This window comes from Brevundimonas sp. TWP2-3-4b2, from assembly GCF_049897345.1.
Lineage (GTDB): Bacteria > Pseudomonadota > Alphaproteobacteria > Caulobacterales > Caulobacteraceae > Brevundimonas.
Window position 1 is genome coordinate 506,790 of record NZ_JAFCWB010000001.1, and the last position, 18,821, is coordinate 525,610.

At 65.9% G+C, this 18,821-nt stretch carries 19 protein-coding genes; 6 read left to right on the forward strand and 13 right to left on the reverse strand.

Annotated elements, in window-relative coordinates; all coding sequences use genetic code 11:
• Positions 1 to 37: 37 nt before the first annotated feature.
• Entirely contained in the window at positions 38 to 481 is a 444-nt protein-coding gene (locus ACP7AS_RS02400; RefSeq protein WP_426027223.1) for a hypothetical protein, read from the reverse strand.
• An 8-nt stretch (positions 482 to 489) separates the two neighbouring features.
• Positions 490 to 2,151, reverse strand: coding sequence for a thiamine pyrophosphate-binding protein (locus ACP7AS_RS02405; RefSeq protein ID WP_426027224.1), 1,662 nt, complete (start codon positions 2,149 to 2,151; stop codon positions 490 to 492).
• Between the two features lie 99 nt (positions 2,152 to 2,250).
• Here ACP7AS_RS02405 and ACP7AS_RS02410 point away from each other — a divergent pair, with 99 nt between their 5' ends.
• On the forward strand, positions 2,251 to 2,388 hold the full coding sequence (locus ACP7AS_RS02410; RefSeq protein ID WP_426027225.1) for an entericidin A/B family lipoprotein: 138 nt from the start codon (positions 2,251 to 2,253) through the stop codon (positions 2,386 to 2,388).
• Positions 2,389 to 2,453: 65 nt separating this feature from the next.
• Here ACP7AS_RS02410 and truA read toward each other — a convergent pair whose 3' ends face one another.
• The 3 genes from truA to ACP7AS_RS02425 form a co-directional block, all read right to left on the reverse strand.
• Positions 2,454 to 3,191, reverse strand: coding sequence for a tRNA pseudouridine(38-40) synthase TruA (gene truA, locus ACP7AS_RS02415; RefSeq protein ID WP_426027226.1), 738 nt, complete (start codon positions 3,189 to 3,191; stop codon positions 2,454 to 2,456).
• 11 nt (positions 3,192 to 3,202) lie between these two features.
• Positions 3,203 to 4,162, reverse strand: a complete 960-nt coding sequence (gene fmt, locus ACP7AS_RS02420; protein ID WP_426027227.1) for a methionyl-tRNA formyltransferase — start codon at positions 4,160 to 4,162, stop codon at positions 3,203 to 3,205.
• A 68-nt stretch (positions 4,163 to 4,230) separates the two neighbouring features.
• Positions 4,231 to 5,283, reverse strand: coding sequence for an alpha/beta hydrolase (locus ACP7AS_RS02425; protein WP_426027228.1), 1,053 nt, complete (start codon positions 5,281 to 5,283; stop codon positions 4,231 to 4,233).
• Between the two features lie 265 nt (positions 5,284 to 5,548).
• On the opposite strand from ACP7AS_RS02425, the gene ACP7AS_RS02430 reads away from it, so the two are divergent.
• Positions 5,549 to 6,478 carry a dienelactone hydrolase family protein gene (locus ACP7AS_RS02430; RefSeq protein WP_426027229.1) on the forward strand — a complete coding sequence of 310 codons (930 nt, stop codon included), beginning with the start codon at positions 5,549 to 5,551 and terminating at the stop codon, positions 6,476 to 6,478.
• A 12-nt stretch (positions 6,479 to 6,490) separates the two neighbouring features.
• Here the strand turns inward: ACP7AS_RS02430 and ACP7AS_RS02435 are convergent, their stop codons facing one another.
• From ACP7AS_RS02435 to ACP7AS_RS02460, 6 genes are all read right to left on the reverse strand, one after another.
• A complete protein-coding gene (locus ACP7AS_RS02435) occupies positions 6,491 to 7,474 on the reverse strand; it encodes an ATP-binding protein (protein WP_426027230.1) in 984 nt (327 codons plus the stop codon).
• Positions 7,471 to 8,238, reverse strand: a complete 768-nt coding sequence (locus tag ACP7AS_RS02440; RefSeq protein ID WP_426027231.1) for a response regulator — start codon at positions 8,236 to 8,238, stop codon at positions 7,471 to 7,473. The genes ACP7AS_RS02435 and ACP7AS_RS02440 overlap by 4 nt, the downstream gene beginning before the upstream one ends.
• Positions 8,239 to 8,649: a hypothetical protein gene (locus ACP7AS_RS02445; RefSeq protein WP_426027232.1), complete on the reverse strand. Its 411-nt coding sequence runs from the start codon at positions 8,647 to 8,649 to the stop codon at positions 8,239 to 8,241.
• A gap of 128 nt (positions 8,650 to 8,777) precedes the next feature.
• Complete coding sequence (locus tag ACP7AS_RS02450; RefSeq protein WP_426027233.1) at positions 8,778 to 9,032, reverse strand: hypothetical protein; 255 nt, start codon at positions 9,030 to 9,032, stop codon at positions 8,778 to 8,780.
• Entirely contained in the window at positions 9,032 to 9,622 is a 591-nt protein-coding gene (locus ACP7AS_RS02455) for a peptide deformylase (protein ID WP_426027495.1), read from the reverse strand. The genes ACP7AS_RS02450 and ACP7AS_RS02455 overlap by 1 nt, the downstream gene beginning before the upstream one ends.
• 59 nt (positions 9,623 to 9,681) lie before the next feature.
• The gene (locus tag ACP7AS_RS02460; RefSeq protein WP_426027496.1) at positions 9,682 to 10,026 is read right to left on the reverse strand and encodes an acyl-CoA thioesterase; all 345 of its coding nucleotides are present in this window, start codon (positions 10,024 to 10,026) and stop codon (positions 9,682 to 9,684) included.
• 307 nt (positions 10,027 to 10,333) lie between these two features.
• Between ACP7AS_RS02460 and ACP7AS_RS02465 the strand changes: the two genes are divergently transcribed.
• Together ACP7AS_RS02465 and ACP7AS_RS02470 are read left to right on the forward strand one after the other, a co-directional pair.
• A complete protein-coding gene (locus ACP7AS_RS02465) occupies positions 10,334 to 11,650 on the forward strand; it encodes a tyrosine-type recombinase/integrase (protein WP_426027234.1) in 1,317 nt (438 codons plus the stop codon).
• Between the two features lie 105 nt (positions 11,651 to 11,755).
• Positions 11,756 to 12,385, forward strand: a complete 630-nt coding sequence (locus ACP7AS_RS02470; RefSeq protein ID WP_426027497.1) for a GIY-YIG nuclease family protein — start codon at positions 11,756 to 11,758, stop codon at positions 12,383 to 12,385.
• 156 nt (positions 12,386 to 12,541) lie between these two features.
• Here the strand turns inward: ACP7AS_RS02470 and ACP7AS_RS02475 are convergent, their stop codons facing one another.
• Positions 12,542 to 13,543: an HNH endonuclease gene (locus ACP7AS_RS02475; protein WP_426027235.1), complete on the reverse strand. Its 1,002-nt coding sequence runs from the start codon at positions 13,541 to 13,543 to the stop codon at positions 12,542 to 12,544.
• Positions 13,536 to 14,492: a hypothetical protein gene (locus ACP7AS_RS02480; RefSeq protein ID WP_426027236.1), complete on the reverse strand. Its 957-nt coding sequence runs from the start codon at positions 14,490 to 14,492 to the stop codon at positions 13,536 to 13,538. Before ACP7AS_RS02480 ends, ACP7AS_RS02475 begins: the two co-directional genes overlap by 8 nt.
• Positions 14,493 to 14,786: 294 nt before the next feature.
• Here ACP7AS_RS02480 and ACP7AS_RS02485 point away from each other — a divergent pair, with 294 nt between their 5' ends.
• Both ACP7AS_RS02485 and ACP7AS_RS02490 read left to right on the forward strand, forming a co-directional pair.
• Positions 14,787 to 16,334, forward strand: coding sequence for a hypothetical protein (locus ACP7AS_RS02485; RefSeq protein WP_426027237.1), 1,548 nt, complete (start codon positions 14,787 to 14,789; stop codon positions 16,332 to 16,334).
• Positions 16,331 to 18,679 (forward strand): hypothetical protein, encoded by a 2,349-nt coding sequence (locus ACP7AS_RS02490; RefSeq protein ID WP_426027238.1) that lies wholly within the window; start codon positions 16,331 to 16,333, stop codon positions 18,677 to 18,679. Before ACP7AS_RS02485 ends, ACP7AS_RS02490 begins: the two co-directional genes overlap by 4 nt.
• Positions 18,680 to 18,821 lie beyond the last annotated feature (142 nt).

The window sequence follows — 18,821 nt, forward strand, 5'->3', positions numbered from 1 at the left end:
CATAGGCGGGCGCGCCGCCGCCGTCACCGCTTGAGGCCTATGAGATCCAGCTGTTCTTGCACGCGCCGACGGTCCAGCCGGCGAAGCCCGAGATGACCCGGCACTCGTAGCCCATGCCGGCCAGGGGGCCGTGCATGATCGAGGTGGCCACCACGGCGCCGCGACCGTCGTAGGCCGGGCGGGCGAAACTGACCCAGCGCACCCGCTCGCGCGGATCGCCCGGGGCGTTCGGATCATAAGGCTGGAAGGCGAGGTCGTAGCGGCTCCAGTCGCAGCGCGGGGCGTAGTCGCCCTCGAACCGGATCGGCAGGGGCCGGTTGTCGGTGGTGTTGAAGCGGTAGTGCTCCTTTGCGATGGCGGCGATGACGGCGCAGTCATTGCCGTTGTCCGCCATGGGCGGGCCGCCGGGCGCGGGCTCCATCGGCGTGGCGCAGGCCCCGAGCAGGGCAGTGGTCGCGGCAAGGGCGGTCAGGGCGCGCATGGCGGCTCCTATTGTGAGCGCAGGCCGGTGATGGTGCGGGTCGGGGCGATATCCTCGGCCGAGGTGATCAGGTGAACGAGGGCCGGGCGGCCTGCGTTCCGCGCGGCGGCGAGGGCGGCGGGGAAGTCGGCGGTGGTCTCGCAGCGGATTCCGAAGGCGCCGAAGGCCTCGGCGTATTTGACGAAGTCCGGATTGACCAGATCGGTGGCGATCGTCCGCGCGGCACCGGGGTAGTGAGTTTCCTGGTGCATGCGGATGGTGCCGTAGGTGCCGTTGTCGACGACCACCACCACGACGTTGATGCCGTACTGGACCGCCGTGGCGATCTCCTGGCCGGTCATCAGATAGTCGCCGTCGCCGGCGATGCAGATGACCTCGCGGTCGGGGTGAACCGACTTGGCGGCGATGGCGGCGGGATAGCCATAGCCCATGGCCCCCGAGGTCGGGGCCAGCTGGGTGCGGCAGGCGCGGTGGCGGTAGAAGCGGTGCAGCCAGGCGGCGAAATTGCCCGCGCCGTTGGTGATGATGGCCGTCGGCGGCAGGCTCTCGCCGAGGTGGGCCATGCACTCGCTCATGTTCACGGCGCCGGTGACCGGCACGGGCGTCGAGAAGGCCTGGTAGTCGGCGTGGGCGGTGGCGGCCTCATCGTGCCAGGTTTGGCCCGGATCGATCGTGGACAGGGCGTGGGCGGCGAGGGAATTGTCGGCCGTCGCGCTGAGCGCCGGGGTCCAGACGCGGCCCAGCTCCTCGGCACCCGGATGGATGTGGATCAGGGTTTCGGCCGTCCCGGCCCGTGTCAGCAGGGTGTAGCCCTGTGTTGGGTTCTCGCCCAGCCGCGCGCCGATGGCGAGGATAAGGTCGGCGGCCTTGGCGCGGGCAGTCAGTTTCGGATTGCAGCCGAGGCCGAGGTCGCCGGCGTAGTTGGGCCGGTCATTGGACAGGATGTCCTTGCGCCGGAACGACAGGGCGACCGGCAGGCCGATGCGCTCGGCCCAGTCGCCGATGGCGGCGGCGGCGTCCTCGGTCCAGCCGGAGCCGCCCAGCACCAGCAGCGGGCGCTCGGCCGTGGCCAGACGGGCGCGAACCTGTTCGACGAAGGCCGGGTCCAGCGCGGCCTTGGCGGGCGTCACCGGCCGGATCGGGGCCGGGCCGCCGTCGGCGTGGAGGATGTCTTCGGGCAGGGCGATGACCACCGGCCCCATCCGGCCCTGCAGGGCCGTGGCAAAGGCGCGCTCGACCACCTCAACGGTGCGTTCCGGGCTTTCGATCTCGGTGGCCCATTTGGCCAGGCCACCGAAGACCTCGCGATAGTCGACCTCCTGGAAGGCGCCGCGTCCCCGGTCGCTCAGGGCGATCTGGCCGACGAACAGGATCATCGGGGTGGAGTCCTGGTGCGCCGTATGCACGCCGATGGAGGCGTGGGTCGCGCCGGGCCCGCGGGTGACCATGCAGACGCCCGGCTTTCCGGTCAGCTTGCCATAGGCCTCGGCCATGTTGGCGGCCCCCGCCTCATGGCGGCAGGCGATGACCTGGATTTTGTCGCGAACGTCCGCGAGGGCGTCCAGCACGGCCAGATAGCTTTCGCCGGGCACGCAGAAGACGCGGTCGATGCCGTTCATGACGAGGGTTTCGACAAGGCGGCGGGCGGCGGTGTTGGCGGGCTGGGTCATACAGGGCCGGTTAGCAGATCGACCCCCGGCTTGGCCATGCAACCCCTCTGCCACGCTTGCGTTTCCGGTGAAGGTTCACACTGCCCCCAAGGACATCCCATGAAAAAGATCATCGCCCTGACCCTCGTCGCTGCCGCCCTGGCGGTTTCGGCCTGCAACACCGTCTCGGGCGTCGGCCGCGACGTCTCGGCCGCCGGCAAGGCCGTCACCAGCTCCTCGGAAGAAGTCCGCCGCTAGGCTTTCGCCAAACCTGATGCCAGACAGAAGGCCCGCCGGGTTCCGGCGGGCCTTTTTTCGTGTCCTCAGTAGACGACGCCGGTCAGGTAAAGACCGTCCGACGGCGCGACCGGTCCGCAGGCCGCGCGGTCGCGCGCCGCCAATGCCGCCGCCACATCCTCGACCGCCCAGCGGCCCTGACCCACTTCCGCCAAGGTGCCGGTCATGGAGCGGACCTGCCGATGCAGGAAGCTGCGCGCCTCGAACACCAGATGCACCTCGTCGCCGCTGCGGCTCACCCGGGCGACGTCCAGCGTCTTTTCCGGCGATTTCGACTGGCAGTTCACATCGCGGAAGGTGGTGAAGTCGTGCAGGCCGACCAGCGCCTGCGCCGCCGCCTGCATGGCCCCGGCGTCGAGCGGCTTGCGGAGGTGCCAGACGCGACCGTGATCCAGAGCGGGGGGGCCGGGCCGGCTGAGGATGCGGTAGAGATAGCGGCGCCCGGTCGCCGAAAAGCGGGCGTGCCAGTCGTCATCCACGCCCGCGCAGTCCAGCACCGACACCGCCTCGCCGACCAGATGGGCGTTGAGCGCGTTCATGACCGTGCGCTCGGGCCAGGCCTTTTCGAGGTCGAAGCTGATGACCTGGCCGGTGGCGTGAACGCCGGTGTCCGTCCGCCCGGCGGCGGCGATGCGGACAGTCTGGCCGCAGAAGGCCGTGATCGCCGTCTCGATGGCACCCTGCACCGTCGGCTGACCGGGCTGGGCCTGAAAGCCGTTGTAGCCCGAGCCGTCGTATTCGAGCGTCAGCCGGTAGCGAGGCATGTTGGTTTCCCCTATCGCTCGCCCCGCGCGGGCTCGCTGCTTGAGGGGGACAGATTTGTGCCCGCCGGCAGGGGGAAGCCGCGCAGCAGTTCGTCGGCGGTCTGGGCCGCCTTGCCCGCGCGCTGGACCCGCGTCAGGCGCACCGTGCCCTCGCCGCAGGCGACGCGCAGGCCATCCTCGAGCACCTCGCCCGGCGCGCCGGCACCCGGTCCGGACACCTGCGACATCAGCACCTTGACCCGAACTGGCCCGTCCTCGCCCGGGACCTCGAACCAGGCCCCCGGGAAGGGCGACAGGCCACGGATACGGGCGTCGACCTCGGCCGCCGGACGGGTCCAGTCGATGCGGGCCTCGGCCGGGGTGATCTTCCTCGCATAGGTCGGCTCGCCGGACTGATCCGTGCCCTCGACCCCGCCGCGCTCGATCGCGGCCAGGGCACGCGGCCAGAGGCCGGCACCGATGTGCGACATGCGTTCGGACAGGGTGGCGGCGGTGTCGTCAGGGCGGATATCCAGCACCTCGGACAACAGGATCGCACCCTCGTCCAGACCCTCGGACATGCGCATGATCTGCACGCCCGTCTGCCGGTCGCCGGCCATGATCGCCCGCTGGATCGGCGCCGCCCCGCGCCAGCGCGGCAGCAGCGAGCCGTGCAGGTTGAAACAGCCGAGGCGCGGCGCGTCGAGCACCTCGGCCTTGAGGATCTGGCCATAGGCGACGACGCAGGCCGCATCGACGGCGAGGCTTTTGAACGTCTCGATCGCCTCGGCCGACTTCATCGAGGCCGGGGTGAAGACCGGCAGGCCCATGGTCTCGGCGAAGGCCTGGACCGGCGACGGCGTCAGCTTCTGGCCGCGCCCGCGCGGCTTCGGCGGCTGGGAGTAGACGGCGACGATCTCATGGCCCGAGGCGATGAGCTCGGCCAGCGACGGCACGGCGAATTCGGGAGTTCCCATGAAGGCAAGGCGCATCCCGGCGCTTTGCCCTATGCGCGGGACGGGGACAAGGCGGGGGGAAGACCTGTGTCAGGGCCGTGGGGTCACAAGACCCCCATGCCGAGCAGCCAGGTCCTGACCTGTTCGGGCCAGTCCGTCGTGACGGGATCGGTCGTCGGCCGCATCCCGAAGGCGTGGCCGCCCCTGGCGTACAGACGCATGTCTACCGGCCCGCCTGCGTCGTTGAGCGCCAGCGCATAGGCCATCGCCTGCCGGATATCGTCGACGGGATCGTCCATCGCGTGAATGATGAGCGTCGGCGGTGCCGTTTCGCTGATCCTGACCCAGGGCTGCAGCTGAAGGTCATTTCGGCCTCCGCTGTTGTCCAGCATGCGGGCGGTATAGGCGACGATCGCAAAGTCCGGCCGCCAGGATTGCCGGTCGGCCGCGTCGGTCAGCGGATAGGTCCGCTCATCCGTATTGCTCATATTGGCGACGAGATAGGCGCCGGCCGAGAAGCCGATCACGCCGATTTTCCGCGGATCGATCCCGTAGTCGGCGGCGTCCTGCCGCAGCAAGGACATGGCGCGCTGGGCGTCTTCCAGACCCAGCAGCACCTCCGGTCGCTGCTGCCGGCCGTTCCGCTGCGGCCACACCTGCGGCGTCCGGTATTTCAGGACCACGCAGGTCATCCCCTGCCGGACGACCCAGTCGCAAACCTCCGTGCCTTCCAGGTCCATGGCCACGGCATGAAATCCGCCGCCCGGCAGGACGAGCATGGCGGCCCCGGTGTTTCGTCCCTTCGGCCGGTAGACGGTCATGGTCGGCCGGGTGACATAGGTCGCCCAGTGCCATGGCCTGCCCCCGACCGTCGGCGAACCATTGCCGGTCGCCTCGGGACGATCGCCGCTGTCGGGTTTGGCGAGGGGGATGTTTGCGGGCCAGAGCGGTGTCTGCGTGCCTCCGGGGCCAGGCTGCCAGACGCCCTCCCGCTCCACCTTGGGGACCTCGACCCTTGCCGTCGAAGCCCCGCCGGCCGCAGCCGGAGCCTCGACGTTGGCCGTCCCAGGGTCGGTGTCGCTCGCGGGACCGCAGGCGGCGATGCTGAGGACAAGGGCAAGCAGGAGGAAGGGCGAGGTTATCGGCGGCCGTGACAATTGATGCCTCCTGTCGTGCGCCGTACATGCGTTGCTCAGCGCGCGTCCCGGTCGAACGTCTGGTGAATAAGTGTCAGGCTGGCGGATCGATAGTCAATCGAGCCCTCACGGCGACCGTCCGCGTCCCAGCATTTTGCTGACGCCGAAAAAGTCCGTCTCATCCTGCGGGAGGCCAGTTCCGTTTTGCCGCAGTGGTCGTTCAGTGAACCGTGGTGCACATTGGCCGCACCCCGGTCGCGGGGGCAATGGAACAGGGGTGCCGGCCATGACTGACGACAACCGGAAGATTCCCGCTCCGGCGATCGACCTCTACACACGCTTCATCCATGGCGAGATCGGGCGTCGCGCCTTCATGCAGGGCGTGGGGCGCTATGCCGTGGGCGGGCTGACCGCGACCGCGATTGTCGAGGCCCTGATGCCGAACTATGCCCTGGGCCAGCAGGTGCAGAAGGACGACGACCGGATAATTGCATCCCGCGTCACCGTGCCGTCGCCCGACGGTCACGGCACGATCGGGGGATATCTGGTTCGCCCGTTCAGCGCGGACTCGCGCAGCGCCACGCCCGCCCTGCTTCCGGGCGTCATCGTCATCCACGAGAACCGGGGACTCAATCCCCATACCGAGGACGTCGCCCGTCGCTTCGCCCTGGCGAACTTCATGGCCTTTGCCCCCGACACCCTGACTTCGGTCGGCGGCTATCCGGGCGACGATTACAGGGGCGGTCAGCTGTTCGCCTCGCTCGACCGCGCCAAGATGACCCAGGATCTGGTCGCCGCCGCCCGCTGGCTGAAGGCGCGTCCGGACTGCAACGGCAAGATCGCGGCGACCGGCTTCTGTTTCGGCGGAGCGCAGGCCAATGCGCTGGCCGGCATTCTGGGGCCTGAGCTGGCGGCGGCGGCTCCGTTTTACGGCGGCGCGACGCCCGCGGCCGAGGTGGCGAATATCCGGGCCGCCATCCTGATCCATCACGGGGCCCTGGATTCGCGGCTGGCCGCCGACTATCCGGCGCAGGTGGCCGAGCTGGCTCGCCACAACGTCCGCCACGAAGGCCATCTGTGGCCCGAGTCCGTGCACGGATTCTTCAACGACGCGACGCCCGAGCGGTACAATCCAACGACGGCGGCCCAGGCCTGGGCGCGGACGCTTGAGTGGTTCAATGAACACACGCGGGTGGCGGCACCGGCCCGGGCCTGACCGCAGCGGCGATCAGCCGGGCAGGCCCTCGGTCAGCCGCAGGGTCGCGGACAGACCGCCCTCCGCGCGATTTTCGAGCTCCACGGTTCCGCCGTGGAGGCGCGCGATCGACACCGCGATGGCCAGGCCGAGGCCTGCCCCGCCGGTCCCGCGGTTCCGTGACTGATCCAGACGGGCGAAGGGACGAAGGACGTGCTCAAGCTGGTCCGCCGGGAGGCCCGGACCGTCGTCCTTGACCCGGATGAGCAGGGTCTTGCCCTCGACAGCCACGCCCAGGCGCGCGCCGCCCGCATATCGGACGGCGTTGTCGATGAGGTTCCCGAGGGCGCGGCCCAGGAGTTCAGGCCTGAGAGGCCAGACGATAGCCTCGCCGGGCTCCTGCTCGACCGCCGCCCCCTGGGCCCTGAACTCGTCGACGACGCCGGACACGAGCGCCCGGACGTCGACCCGCGCCAGCGGCTCGGCTGACCGACCCGTCCGCGCAAGGGTGAGGATGTCCTCGATCATCCGCTCCATCCCGTCCACGGTCGAGAACAGGGCCGCCCGCTCGTCGACAGGCCGCATGCTCGCCGCGCGAATCTTCATCGAGGCGAGCGGGGTGCGCAGGTCATGGCCGAGCGCGCCGAGCATCTGGTCCTTTTCGTCCAGCAGATCCGAGATGCGCCGGCTCAGGCCGTTGAAAGCCTCGATCGCGCGCCGCATGTCCGGCGGGCCCTCGGGCTCCAGCGGCTGCAGCGGCTCCATGCCCGAGAATTTGTCGGCGGATTCCGTGAGCCGCTGAAGGGGCCGGGTCACGCGCGCTGACAGCCAGGCCACGGCGGCGAGCAGGGCCACGAAGATCAGCACGCTGACCGGCGTGAGCAGGTGGTTGCCGCCGTGCATGTGCCGCAGGCCGCTGGCCAGGATCATATTCAGCATATGGCCGACGACGAAGCCGCCCACCGCGATCAGCAGCAGTTGCGACCTCAGGGATGGAGACGGCAGGGGCAGCCTCATGTGCGGGTCACCTTCGCATCCAGCATATAGCCCGCGCCCCAGACCGTCTTGATCCAGCGGGGATTGCGGGGGTCGTCTTCGAGGCGACGCCGGAGCCGGCTGATCTGGTTGTCGATGCTCCGGTCGAAGGGTTCGGCGTCGCGGCCAAGGGTCAGATCCAGCAGCTGCTCACGGCTCAGAACCCGTCCCGGGCAGCTGACCAGGGAATGAAGCAGGCGGTACTCTCCGGTGGTCAGGGGCCGGGCCGCTTCATCGCCACGGCGCAGGGACCGGGTCCCGGCCTCCAGCGTCCAGTCGCCAAAGGTGAAGCGGTGCGAAGCCGGGGCGTCTACGGTCTCACGGGTCCGGCGGACGCGGCGCAGGACGGTCCGCATGCGCGCCACCAGCTCCCGCGCGTCAAAGGGCTTGCAGATATAGTCGTCGGCACCGAGTTCCAGTCCGACAAGCCGGTCGGCCATCTCCGTGCGCGCCGTGACCAGTATCACCGGAATGTCGGTGGTCGCCAGGACCTCGCGCGTCAGCGACAGGCCGTCCTCGCCCGGGAGCATGATGTCGACCAGCAGCAGGTCACAGGTGCCGTGCGCCAGGGCGTGGCGGGCGGCTTCCGCGCTGCCGACCGCGGTCACCTTGAAATGGTTGCGGGTCAGATAGCGGGCCAGGGGCTCGCGAATGTCGCCTTCGTCCTCGACGACGACGACCCGGGGCAGGGTACGGGCCGCGAGGCCCGTTTCCCCACCCCGGGCGATGTCGCCGGAAGTCCGCATTCAGTGCGCCTGGCCGCCATGCATCGCGGTACCCAGTTCGGCGACCGTCAACCGGCCGTCCCTGTTGGCGTCCATTTGGGTCGCATGGCCGCGGAGTCCCTCGCGGAACGCCTGCCGGTTGACGGGGGCGGGTGCATGGTTGGGGGCGTGTTCCATCGCCGCGCCGGCCGGCATAATCGCGTGCAGGGCGCGAAGTTCGTCGGCGGACAGGCTGCCGTCGTTGTCCCGGTCCGTCCGGGCAAACAGAAGGTCGGCGTGGGTGTCGAGCTCGGTCGTGGAGATGACCCTGTCGCCATCGGCGTCCAGTGAGGCGGGATTGAAGCCGTGACTCGCCTGCTGGGCCCAGGCGGCGGTGGCGACGGCGACCGTGGCCAGGCTGACGAGAAGGGTCCCCTTGAGAAGCTTTTTCATGCGCTGTGTCCTTTCACGGCGCGGAGGTGCGCCGGCGACCACGATGCTTCGGAGTTGTCGCAAAAGTATCCCGCAGGCCGAGGCGGTTGTTCCCGCCTGAGATCAGCGCGGCACCGCGAACAACAGACCTAGCGCCAGCGGGTCTCGACCCCGCCGCCTTCGTCCCATTCGCCGCCCGCGTCGAGCGCGTCGTCGAAATCAAGCAGCCGGTCCAGCAGGACACCGGCGATGACGCCGAGGGCGGCAACGCCGATCAGGGTCGCGACACTGGCCACGCCGAGCTTTTCATTGCGCGTCAGACGACGTCGGCCGGTGTGGTCGATGATGCGATCACGCGCGCGCTTGAGGCGGGTTCCGGGCCTTGTTCCAGGGCGGGGGGCCATCAGGCGGCCAGCCTTGCGTTCTTCTTGACCCTGGCCACCGCACGGTCCCGCTTCAGTCGCGACAGATGGTCGATGAACAGCACCCCCTCGAGGTGGTCCATCTCGTGCTGGATGCAGACGGCATAGAGGCCTTCGGCCTCTTCCTCGACGGCCTGGCCGGCATAGTCGAGATAGCGCAGGCGGACCCGGGCGGGCCGCTCGACGCTGTCGTAATATTCGGGGACCGACAGGCAGCCTTCTTCGTAGGTGAACAACGCGTCGGAGGCCCAGACGATCTCGGGATTGACGTAGTAGCGGGGGTTGCGACGCGCGAGCTCCCATTTCGCCCGGTCCTCGTCCGACAGCTCGGCGGGGTCCTGATCGTCCGCGACGCCGTCGCGATCGTTCAGGTCCATGACGATGACCCGGCGCGTGTCGCCGACCTGGACGGCGGCCAGGCCGATGCCGGGCGCGGCGTACATGGTCTCGAGCATGTCATCCATCAGCCGGCGCAGATCATCGGTCACCGCCCCTTCGACAGGGGTGGAGATCTGCTTCAGCACCGCCAGGTCGGCGGCGTTGTCGATGGTGAGGATGCGACGAACGGCCATGACCGCGAGGTAGGCGCGCAAGGCCCAAAGGTCAAGATTTCCGGGCGTCGAGGCCCCTTTCAGGCGAGCGTCGGCAAGGGCCTCGGCTTGCGGTCGTCGCCGATGGCGACATAGGTGAAGACCCCCTCGGTCACCCGGACAGAGGCCGCATGGGCCTGACTCCGCGGCCGTTTCCACGCCTCGACATGGACCCGGATCGAGGTCCGGCCGGTCTTGAGAACGCGGGCGTAGATCGACACCTCGTCGCCGACGGAGACCGGCTGGTGGAAGACCATGGCGTCCAGGGCGATGGTGGCGCAGCGGCCCTGGGCCAGCTCGAAGGCGGGCGTCGCCCCGGCCAGGTCCATATGCGCCAGTAGCCAGCCGCCGAAGATGTCGCCCTCGGGATTGGTGTCGGCCGGCATGGCGATAACCCGCCCGACGGGCTGGCCGATGGGCGCGGTCGGAAGGGCGTCGGTCACGCGGGGGAGGCTCCGGATATTCGGCGGAGAAAAATGGCGCACCCGACAGGATTCGAACCTGTGACCCCTGCCTTCGGAGGGCTACGGATGCCGATTATCGGGAGTAGCCGGTGATTTCCCTGAATGTCAATAAGACAAGAAAATCAGAGCTCTATCTTGCCGCCGCGTTCCTGTTGATTCATCGTATTTCCGAAACGGTGGTGACTAGGTGGTGACTCGCTACTGCCAGTCGCCACGGCAAGGAGGTTAGGTGGAACAGGATCGGCGCGTCGAACGGCTCGGCAAAAGGACGGTGGATGCGGCGAAGGCGGAAGCCACCGCCTACCGGGTCTGGGATGCGGACCTGAAGGGGTTTGGTCTCAAGGTGTACCCGGGTGGCCTAAAGACCTACTTCGTCTGGTATCGGGCGGGCCAGGGCCGGTCGGCCGCGCGGCGGGAATACACGATAGCCCGTCATGGCGAGATGACGCCGGACGAGGCGCGAGACGAAGCCGCCAAGATATTGAGCCGCGTCCGCCTCGGCGAGGACCCCCAGAACAACCGCCAAAACGCCCGGTCGGAAATGGACGTCGCCGCCCTATGCGAGTGGTATCTGAAGGACGGCGTGGCGCTGAAGAAGGAGAGCACGCTGGCCTCCGACCGGGCGCGGATCAAGGCGCACGTCCTGCCCCTATTAGGTCGACGCCCGGTGTCCAGTGTGACCAACGCCGACGTGGCCAGATTCCTGAAGGACGTCGCCGGGGGCAAGACCGCGACCTCGCCCAAGCCGACCACCGCCGCCTTGAAGGCGCAAGGCTTGAAGGGCCGCGCCCTGGCCCAGGCGGATCGCCGTCGCCGCACCGACCCGGCATCGAAAGGTGGCAAGGGCACGGCGACGCGCACTGTCGGCTTGCTCGGTGCGATCTTCGCCTTCGCGGTGCGTGAGGGTTTGAGGGCCGACAACCCTGTCCGGGGTGTCGAACGATTCCGGGATGGCCAGTCTCAGCGGTTCCTTAGCGCCGATGAACTGGCGCGCCTGACGTCGGCGATGGCGCAAGCGGAGGCTGACGGTCTGAATCCTCACGGCTTGAACGTCATTCGACTTTTGACCCTGACCGGTGCGCGAAAGAGCGAGATCGAAGGGTTGCGTTGGTCGGAGGTGGACTTCGCGCGGTCTACACTCAACCTCGCAGACTCGAAGACCGGCGCGAGGGGGGTCCCGTTAGGCGCGGCGGCGCTGGCTTGTCTCCAGGCGCTCCCACGGGTCGCTGGGCCCGCCTACGTTTTCCCTTCAGAAGGCAAGGCTGACCGCCACTACATTGGCACGCCGAAAGTCTGGGCTCGCCTAAAGGCCACCGCCGGTCTGCCTGGCGTGCGCATCCACGACCTCCGCCACACCTTCGCCAGCTTTGGTGTCGCCGGCGGCCTGTCCCTTCCGATGCTTGGGGCAATCCTGGGCCATCGCGATTTCAAGACAACGCAACAGTATGCGCATCTCGCGGACGATCCAGTTCGCAGCGCCGCAGATCGCACGGCCGCAGCGATAGCTGGAGCTATGAGGGGCGGGCCAGAGAACGTCGTAGCGTGAAGCGCTAAAGTGGTTTTAGGTCCGCTTGGTGCCAGAAACGAAAGTTGGATTCAGTCCGGAAAGCGGACCTTGCAGGGAGCTGAATGTTCTGGTCCGCTACGCCAGATGCACGTCAGGAGCTTTCCATTTGCCGTTCTAGCAGCCGAATTGCGTTCACGCGATGAGATCCTGAGTCGCCCGTCGCCCGTGCCGTCTGAGCCTGGTATCTACGCCTGGTTCTTCAAGCGAGTGCCGCTACTGATCGACGTGACCGGCTGTTATTCGACTGACGGCATGACTTTGTTGTACGTCGGCATCTCGCCGAAAGAGCCGCCCACCAACGGACGGGCGGCATCTCGGTCAACACTCCGCCAGCGATTGCAGACCCACTACAGGGGGAATGCAGAGGGCTCTACACTCCGCAAATCGCTTGGTTGCCTGCTCGCTTCGGAAACCGGGTTTCCTCTCCGGCGCGTCGGGTCTGGCCAACGGCAGACCTTTACCAACCCTGGAGAGCAAGCGCTCGACGACTGGATGAGCGAGAATGCCTACGTCACTTGGCATCCCTGCGACCGGCCATGGGAGGTTGAGCGAGAGATCTTGGCCTCAGGACTGCCGTTGCCTCTCAACATCCGAGACAATCCCTGCGAGGCACATACGGTCTTGGTTAGGGCCGCTAGGCGGAAGGCCGTCGCAGCAGCCCTCGCAATGCCGATCGTGACCGACAACGGCGGGCCGCGTCGTAGGATCGGCTAAGCGCCGCGGTCCGTCCACATGCACCCTGAGCAGTTTCGGGTGCGGTCTCCCAGCGTAAACGCTTCAACCCGCAGGTTCGCAAACTTCGAGAAGACCGGCCGCCCGGAGCACCAGAGCGACGCCAGCTGACCTCTCACTTCGCACCGCGAACGGCCCTCAGGGGCGCTTGTCCGGATCCGCAAGGAATACGTGGTCTCGATGGTGCCTGACGAAGACGCATTGCTCGGCATTGAAGGAGCCGACGTTTTTGTTCTTCAGGTGAGCGCAACCGAGAGCGTCGAGGTCAGGGCCGCTGAGGTGTGGCGACAAAACGATGTCGCCGCTGTCCTTGAAGCTGATGAGGCCGCGGTCAAATAGTCGGTCGATGTGAGGAGCGAGCAAGAGACCGTTGTCTGCAGTGAGACGCTCGTTGCCGGTGTCACAGACGCCCCACGGCTTGATATGGCTTGCAACCAGCAAGAGTTGGTTTGACAGACCAGTGACGCGGCACCGCGGGTCTCGCTCGAGCAAGGCGTCACGGAATTTCCCTTGGCCTCGGCGGGCCGCGATCAATCGAGATCGCGTTGTTTCATCGAGCGTCACATCTGACGCGATAGTCTGCTCCACGGTCTGCTCGAAAGCTTCTCGAACCGGGTCGCTTTGGCGCTCAGGAGAATGCACCGCCAAGAAAGCCAACAGATCTAATGTAGCCTTGCTCGCAATCAACTCAAAGACCGAGATCGGCACTTCGGCCAGATAGACTTTCTGGTTGCCTCGTCGAGTCTTCCGCACCAGCGGGGAGTAGCTCGGCAAGAGTGGTTCGATCTCCTCCCAAAACTCCCGGTGACGCACCGGCTGCGAGAGTTCGGTCCAGTGAATTGGGACATACCAGCCAATCCTGTTCCAGTTCGAGCCTGCCGTTCCGAACTCGCTGGGCTTTGGAGCTGCGCAGGCTATGTCGGTCGCACGCCCGACGTGCCGGTTCTGCTGCGACGCGTATGAAATGATCAGATCGCCAGGGCGGATCCGGAGCATGTTGTCGTAGGCTTTGCTGCGAGCGAGCTTTTCCCGTTGTGGCGACCAGAGGTAGCCGCCGCCGACCTCATGTCTGAAGGTCGCATTGTGGTTCACCCACCAAGCTCGCGGCACGGCGGGTTGATCGGTTGACGCGTCATTCATGGGGTTGAACGATCACCAACTGACAGTCGAAGCTCCGCGCTGCCCGGTCTGCGACCTCTCGCAGCAAACGTCGCTCAGGTGTCAGGGGCTTTGGCGTCCTCAACGCAACGGGAGCTGGCTCCGGCGTCTCGAGGACTGCTCCATAATCTTCGTCGTCCGTCAGCTCAGGTCGGAATGCTCTCGGGATCGGCTGAGGCGGCTCTGTTTCAAGGCCAGGATAAGGCCCGCCGATCTCAAACAATCGCTTACGCCAAGCCGCGGCTCGTTCTTCTTCGTTGCGCCGTCGCCGTTCCGCGATAAGCCCCCGTCCTCGCTCTTCTGCGCTTGCAAGCTCTTGCGCGAGCTCTGGGAGCTTCTCGCCAAATGGGCGATCGTCAGCCTTCACGGCATCTCTGAGCTTGTCAGCCAGCTGGCGACTGTTCAGACCTTCGATTGAGCGAGGCTCCGAACAGACCCAGAATCTCGAACCATCGAACGCGACCGTATGCTTGCCGGTTGGGAGCAGGCCAATCTGATGCGGCGCTACAAACTGCGATCGGCTCGCCACGGCATTGGCGTGCCAAGCATCATTGATCTCGTCCAAGCGGTGAAAGCGAGGGGCTGCGTAAAAGACGAAGTTCGGCGCAACATCGAGCGCGACCAACATCTCGTGCTGCTGTGAAAGCGTATCTTCGGTGATGGCGAAGCGGTAGTAAGGAATACCGATCTGCTGACCGCGCAGAGCAAGCTCCCGCGCCTCTCTACCGCTGCGCCGAGTTAGAAACTCAGAGCGCTTGAACTGAAGATAGAGCGGAACACCGGGTCGCTCGAGTTTAACGTCGTACCCCCCGCCAGGTCTGCCCTCTTCAAGCAGGCTCGGAAACACCGGCGCGGCCGAAAGCTCCTCCCACGCGACCAACTCATTCGTCAGCGCGAAGCCGTACGAGAACTCTGAGATCTGCGGCTTCAAGGTTTCCCCCAGGTAACTCCGGTCCGTCTGCGTAGGACGCCAGGTGCCGCATACGCAAGCGCAGATTGTTTGAGCGTGAGCTCAGAGCAGTCAAAGAGGTATTGGGGAATCTGATCAGACGATCGCCGCCACCTTGCGACGCGGACTCGCCTTTCCGGAATGCCGCTTTGCGTCAGGAACGGACGTTCGTCCTCCGCGCCTTGTGCGCGTAAGCGCGATTACAAAAGGTGCTACTGACATTGGCATCGCTTGAGTCCCGTAGCTGAGGCGAGGGCTCTGACAGAGGAATAGGCCTTGGCTTACGCTGCCCAACCGGAATGGACAGAACGAGCCGACAAGCGCGGCCTTGATCCCCTTGGGCTTCAGACTAGCGGCATTGCACTCTACCAGGAGCTCCTGCCGGGGGTCAGCAACGTCACCCTGCGTATTCGACCCTATGGGCTCTACGCTTGGCTGACCGCAGCCTACGCTAAACTGTCTGAAGGCAGCACGGATGCGGAGGCTTGGCGGCGTTGGGTGAGGCGGACCGAGGCGCTCTATGCTCTAACGGCCGCAGACGCTGGCGGAGAGACCGGCGTTGCCGGCGTGGAGTGGGCGACCCGTCGGCTTTTGGACGTTGGCCCCGACGATCTGATCGACTTTACCGCTGCTACGGAAACCTCCGGGAGCGGTTTGTACCTTCAACAGAGCATGGGCGTGTACGGGGGTGCCTACGCGACGCAGATGTTGGAGATGGGAGTTCTCGGTCAGGCCGAGGATGAACGAAACCAAATCTGGGTGCCGACGCCCCATCTTGGTCTGCCGTTGGCGACGGCCTTCGCCGAGAGTTTGGGGCCGGAGCGCGAGGCGTTCATGCTCGCGGCGATCTCCAAGCCCGTGGTCCGGCGCTCAGACCTGGCCAAACTTCATGGAATTTTGCCGTCAAGAATCAACCCGGAATCTTCAGAGGCATCCATCTATCTCAGCGCCCTTTTCGGACAGCATGACCTAACGAGCCAGCATGACGAGACACGGAACAAGACGCTCCTTCTTGTCTTGATGCTGGCCAAGAGTCTGGCCGCCAGGCCATCGGCCGATCAGGTGAGATGGGCCTTATTCAATGCGGAGCCGGGATCGTTCGGTGACGGGTTAGAGGCTACGCGCCTGCAGTGGGAAGCCTACCACACCCACGACCTGCTGCAGTTGGCCTTTGCCGTGTTGCTCCGGCTTTCGACCGAGGAACTGCGGATCGGCGGCACCGGACTAACGTTTCGGGATCTCGTTGCGGCGTCCACCGCCCGTACCATGGCCTCACTCCCAGGCACCGACGCCCTTACCTGGTCGACCTTTGTCTCAGGCCTCAAGGTCGAAGACCCTGCCGCATTGGCTACGCCTCTGACGCGACTTAGGCCCGATGGGATAGATCAACGGGTTGCTGAATCCGCCATCTCCCTGATCGGCATCATCCAATCCAGAGTCGACGCGCGCCCCGACCTGGCCGAAGAAATCGAACGGGTTTTCCCGCGGACCGGTCCAACGGTGTTCAACCGCTCGATCCGCAGCGAGCTGGCCTTCCTCAGAACGCGCAATGACGCCGACCTAACGACAGCCATCAGCGACCTATTTGCGGACCGGATTATTCGACGGCACTCCCAGGTCGCGATGACCAAATTCGCTCGTCAGAGGGACTACACCTTTCTGTTCGAAGCTAGCGATGGACGGCTGAAATACCGCGCCAACTATGGGCCGGTTCTGACGACGCCGCGGCTTGGCCCCGCGATCGCCTTTCTGGCGGACCTGGGACTCATTGCTGGCACAGGTCTGACAGCGCGCGGTGAAGCGTGGTTGGGGGATCGCTCATGAAACTGTTTGATCGCTTCGCTCATCAGCTGACCCACCGCGGCTTTCACAGTGCGATCGTGACCACGTTCGGTGTCGAATTCACCGCCTTCGAGCAGGTGCTTGTCCCCCAGTTCTTCGGCTCCGGTTCAGGCAACATTGTGCTTTTGGCCGATCCAGGGATGGTCGCGCTTGCGCTCGGCGACGGTGGAGCGATGCCTACCAAGGCCGGCGCTGAATATGTCGTCCACACCCCCCGAGCCCAGTCAGGCGTCTTCCATCCCAAAATCGTATTCCAGGCAGGCCGAGACGGTGCGCGGGTCGTCGTCGGTTCAGCAAACGCGACGTCTGCTGGGCTGGCCGGCAATCGCGAAGTGGTCACGGAGGTCGAATGCCGCGCTACACCGAGTCCAGAGCGCGCCTTTGCCGTCGCTGTCTGGCACTATCTCGTTGACCTCATTGACGGCGAACCGGGTCCGGCGCGAGACGCCCTGACCTGGCTCGAGGTTCGGACCCCGTGGCTGGTTCAAGCCGAAGACGACCCAAACGTCCGTAGCTGGGACCTGGCTGATGGGAGCCGGCTCGGCTTCTGGGCCAACGAGCCGGGGCAAGAGGTGTCGATCGCGGACCGCTTCGCCACAGAGCTTGGCGCTACGCCCATCGAGCAACTGGTGGTCATCAGTCCCTACTGGGATGGGGGGCTGATCGCGCTTCGCTCGCTCATCCGCGCCCTCAGACCCAAACGAACCATCGTCCTGATACAGCCCAAGGAGTGCCGCTTTCCAACGGATGCTCTTCGGGATCTGAATATCGAGATCAAGGCTTTCACCGCGGGCGATGGATCCGACGCAACGCGCTTCAGCCACGCCAAGATCGTTATCGCGACGGGCGGGGGCTACGACCATGTCTTGTCAGGCAGCGCCAACTGCACGGTCGCAGCCATGGGCCTACCGGGTCGGCAGGGGCAGAACGCCGAGGCCTGCGTCTACCGCAGACTTCCGGAAGGAACGGTCATCGACGAGTTGAAACTCGACAGCGCGCTTGCCGGTTCCTCTCTCAGCGTGGCGGATATTCCGGCGCTGGTCCTGGATGAAGACCTGCCCTTGGACGAGGCTGCATCGGGCTGGCCGGGCCTATTTGAGATGGAGTTCTCCAGCCTGACCTGGCGGCCGGCACCCGGGTTCGATGCTGCAAGCGTCACGATAGAGCTCCTGCAGGATCCCGACCTCGACCCCGTCGCAAGTATCGCCGCGACCGCCTGGCGGGCGTCAGCTGACGCGCTGAAAACTACCGTCGATGAAGAGGGGGAAACGGCACGATTTGCGCGCGCAGTTGGGCCGAGCGGGCGTTCAGGCCTTGCCATCATTTCCCGCAACGAAGTCCTGCGGGCGCGGCGGCGGGAGCGAAATGCCAGGGGCGTCGAAAGCGTGACGAGCCAGCTTCCTCAGATCGCAGGCCTCGACATGCGGCTCTTGGAACTCATGAGCATGCTCGAGCGCGCTGATCAGGAGGAACAAGCCACCATCGTGGCTCCGCGCCGTATGATCGGCAAAGGGTCATCAGCGTCAGAATCTGAGCCTCACATTCAGCTCGGCTATGACGCCTTCATGCGGATCCGTAAGCCCACACCTCAAACAGGGAGGGACGGTCTCGTTGGCGGACGCAACAGCCTGGCTGGAAGTAGCGTCGACCTCTTGCGCGGCTTCTTGAGCGACCTCGTTACCGGTCGTGTAGGACATTTGGACGACGAGATTCTCGAGGAAGACCAGCCTGACAATGTCGATGGCGGTGCAAGGACGCACGGTACTGGTCGACGGCACGTCGCCGATCCAGCCCAATCCGCTCAGTCCGTGCAGGCACAGGCCGCTCTTGATGCCCGTCAGATTGAAAAGGCGGTCGCCGATTACCGTAAGACCGTGCAGGCCCAAGCCGATGCTGGGGTCATAGGTGCCAATCACGTCTTTCGGCTGAGGCTCTGGTTGCTGCTGCTACTTCGGCACCGTGACCAGCTGGCTTGCGATGACAGCGAGACCGGCTGGCCGCGCCTGATCGTTCGCGTGCTTGCAGCCTTCTTCGCCGGGGTGGACGCTCCGATCAAGAAGCTAGCCGTTGACCCCCGCTATGACCGGTTGCCGATCGACATGATCGAGGCCTGGGTCACTGTCTATTTTGCCCTTGATGAACTGGCTTCAGCCATGCCGCGCCTGGCCCTGCTTCAAGGTGGCTCCAAACTGGCCCCTCATGTCGCGCGCCTTGATTCCACCGTCAAAAGTCTGATCGGCCTGACCGAAGTTGACTTGGCTGCAGCTGACGTCGTGAGCGCCAGGAAGACGCTTGATGACTTGCTTGACCGGTCAATAGACAAGTGAGGGGGAGGGCTCGATGCCAGACCCGCGGTGTCGCGCCGTCGGTGCCCCCTGTCGAGACTTCGCCCTTCCTGGTAGCGCGGTGATCACAATGCGCAGTTCCCCCTGGTAATCACGCGGCACTCTTGCCACGCTGACCACCTTG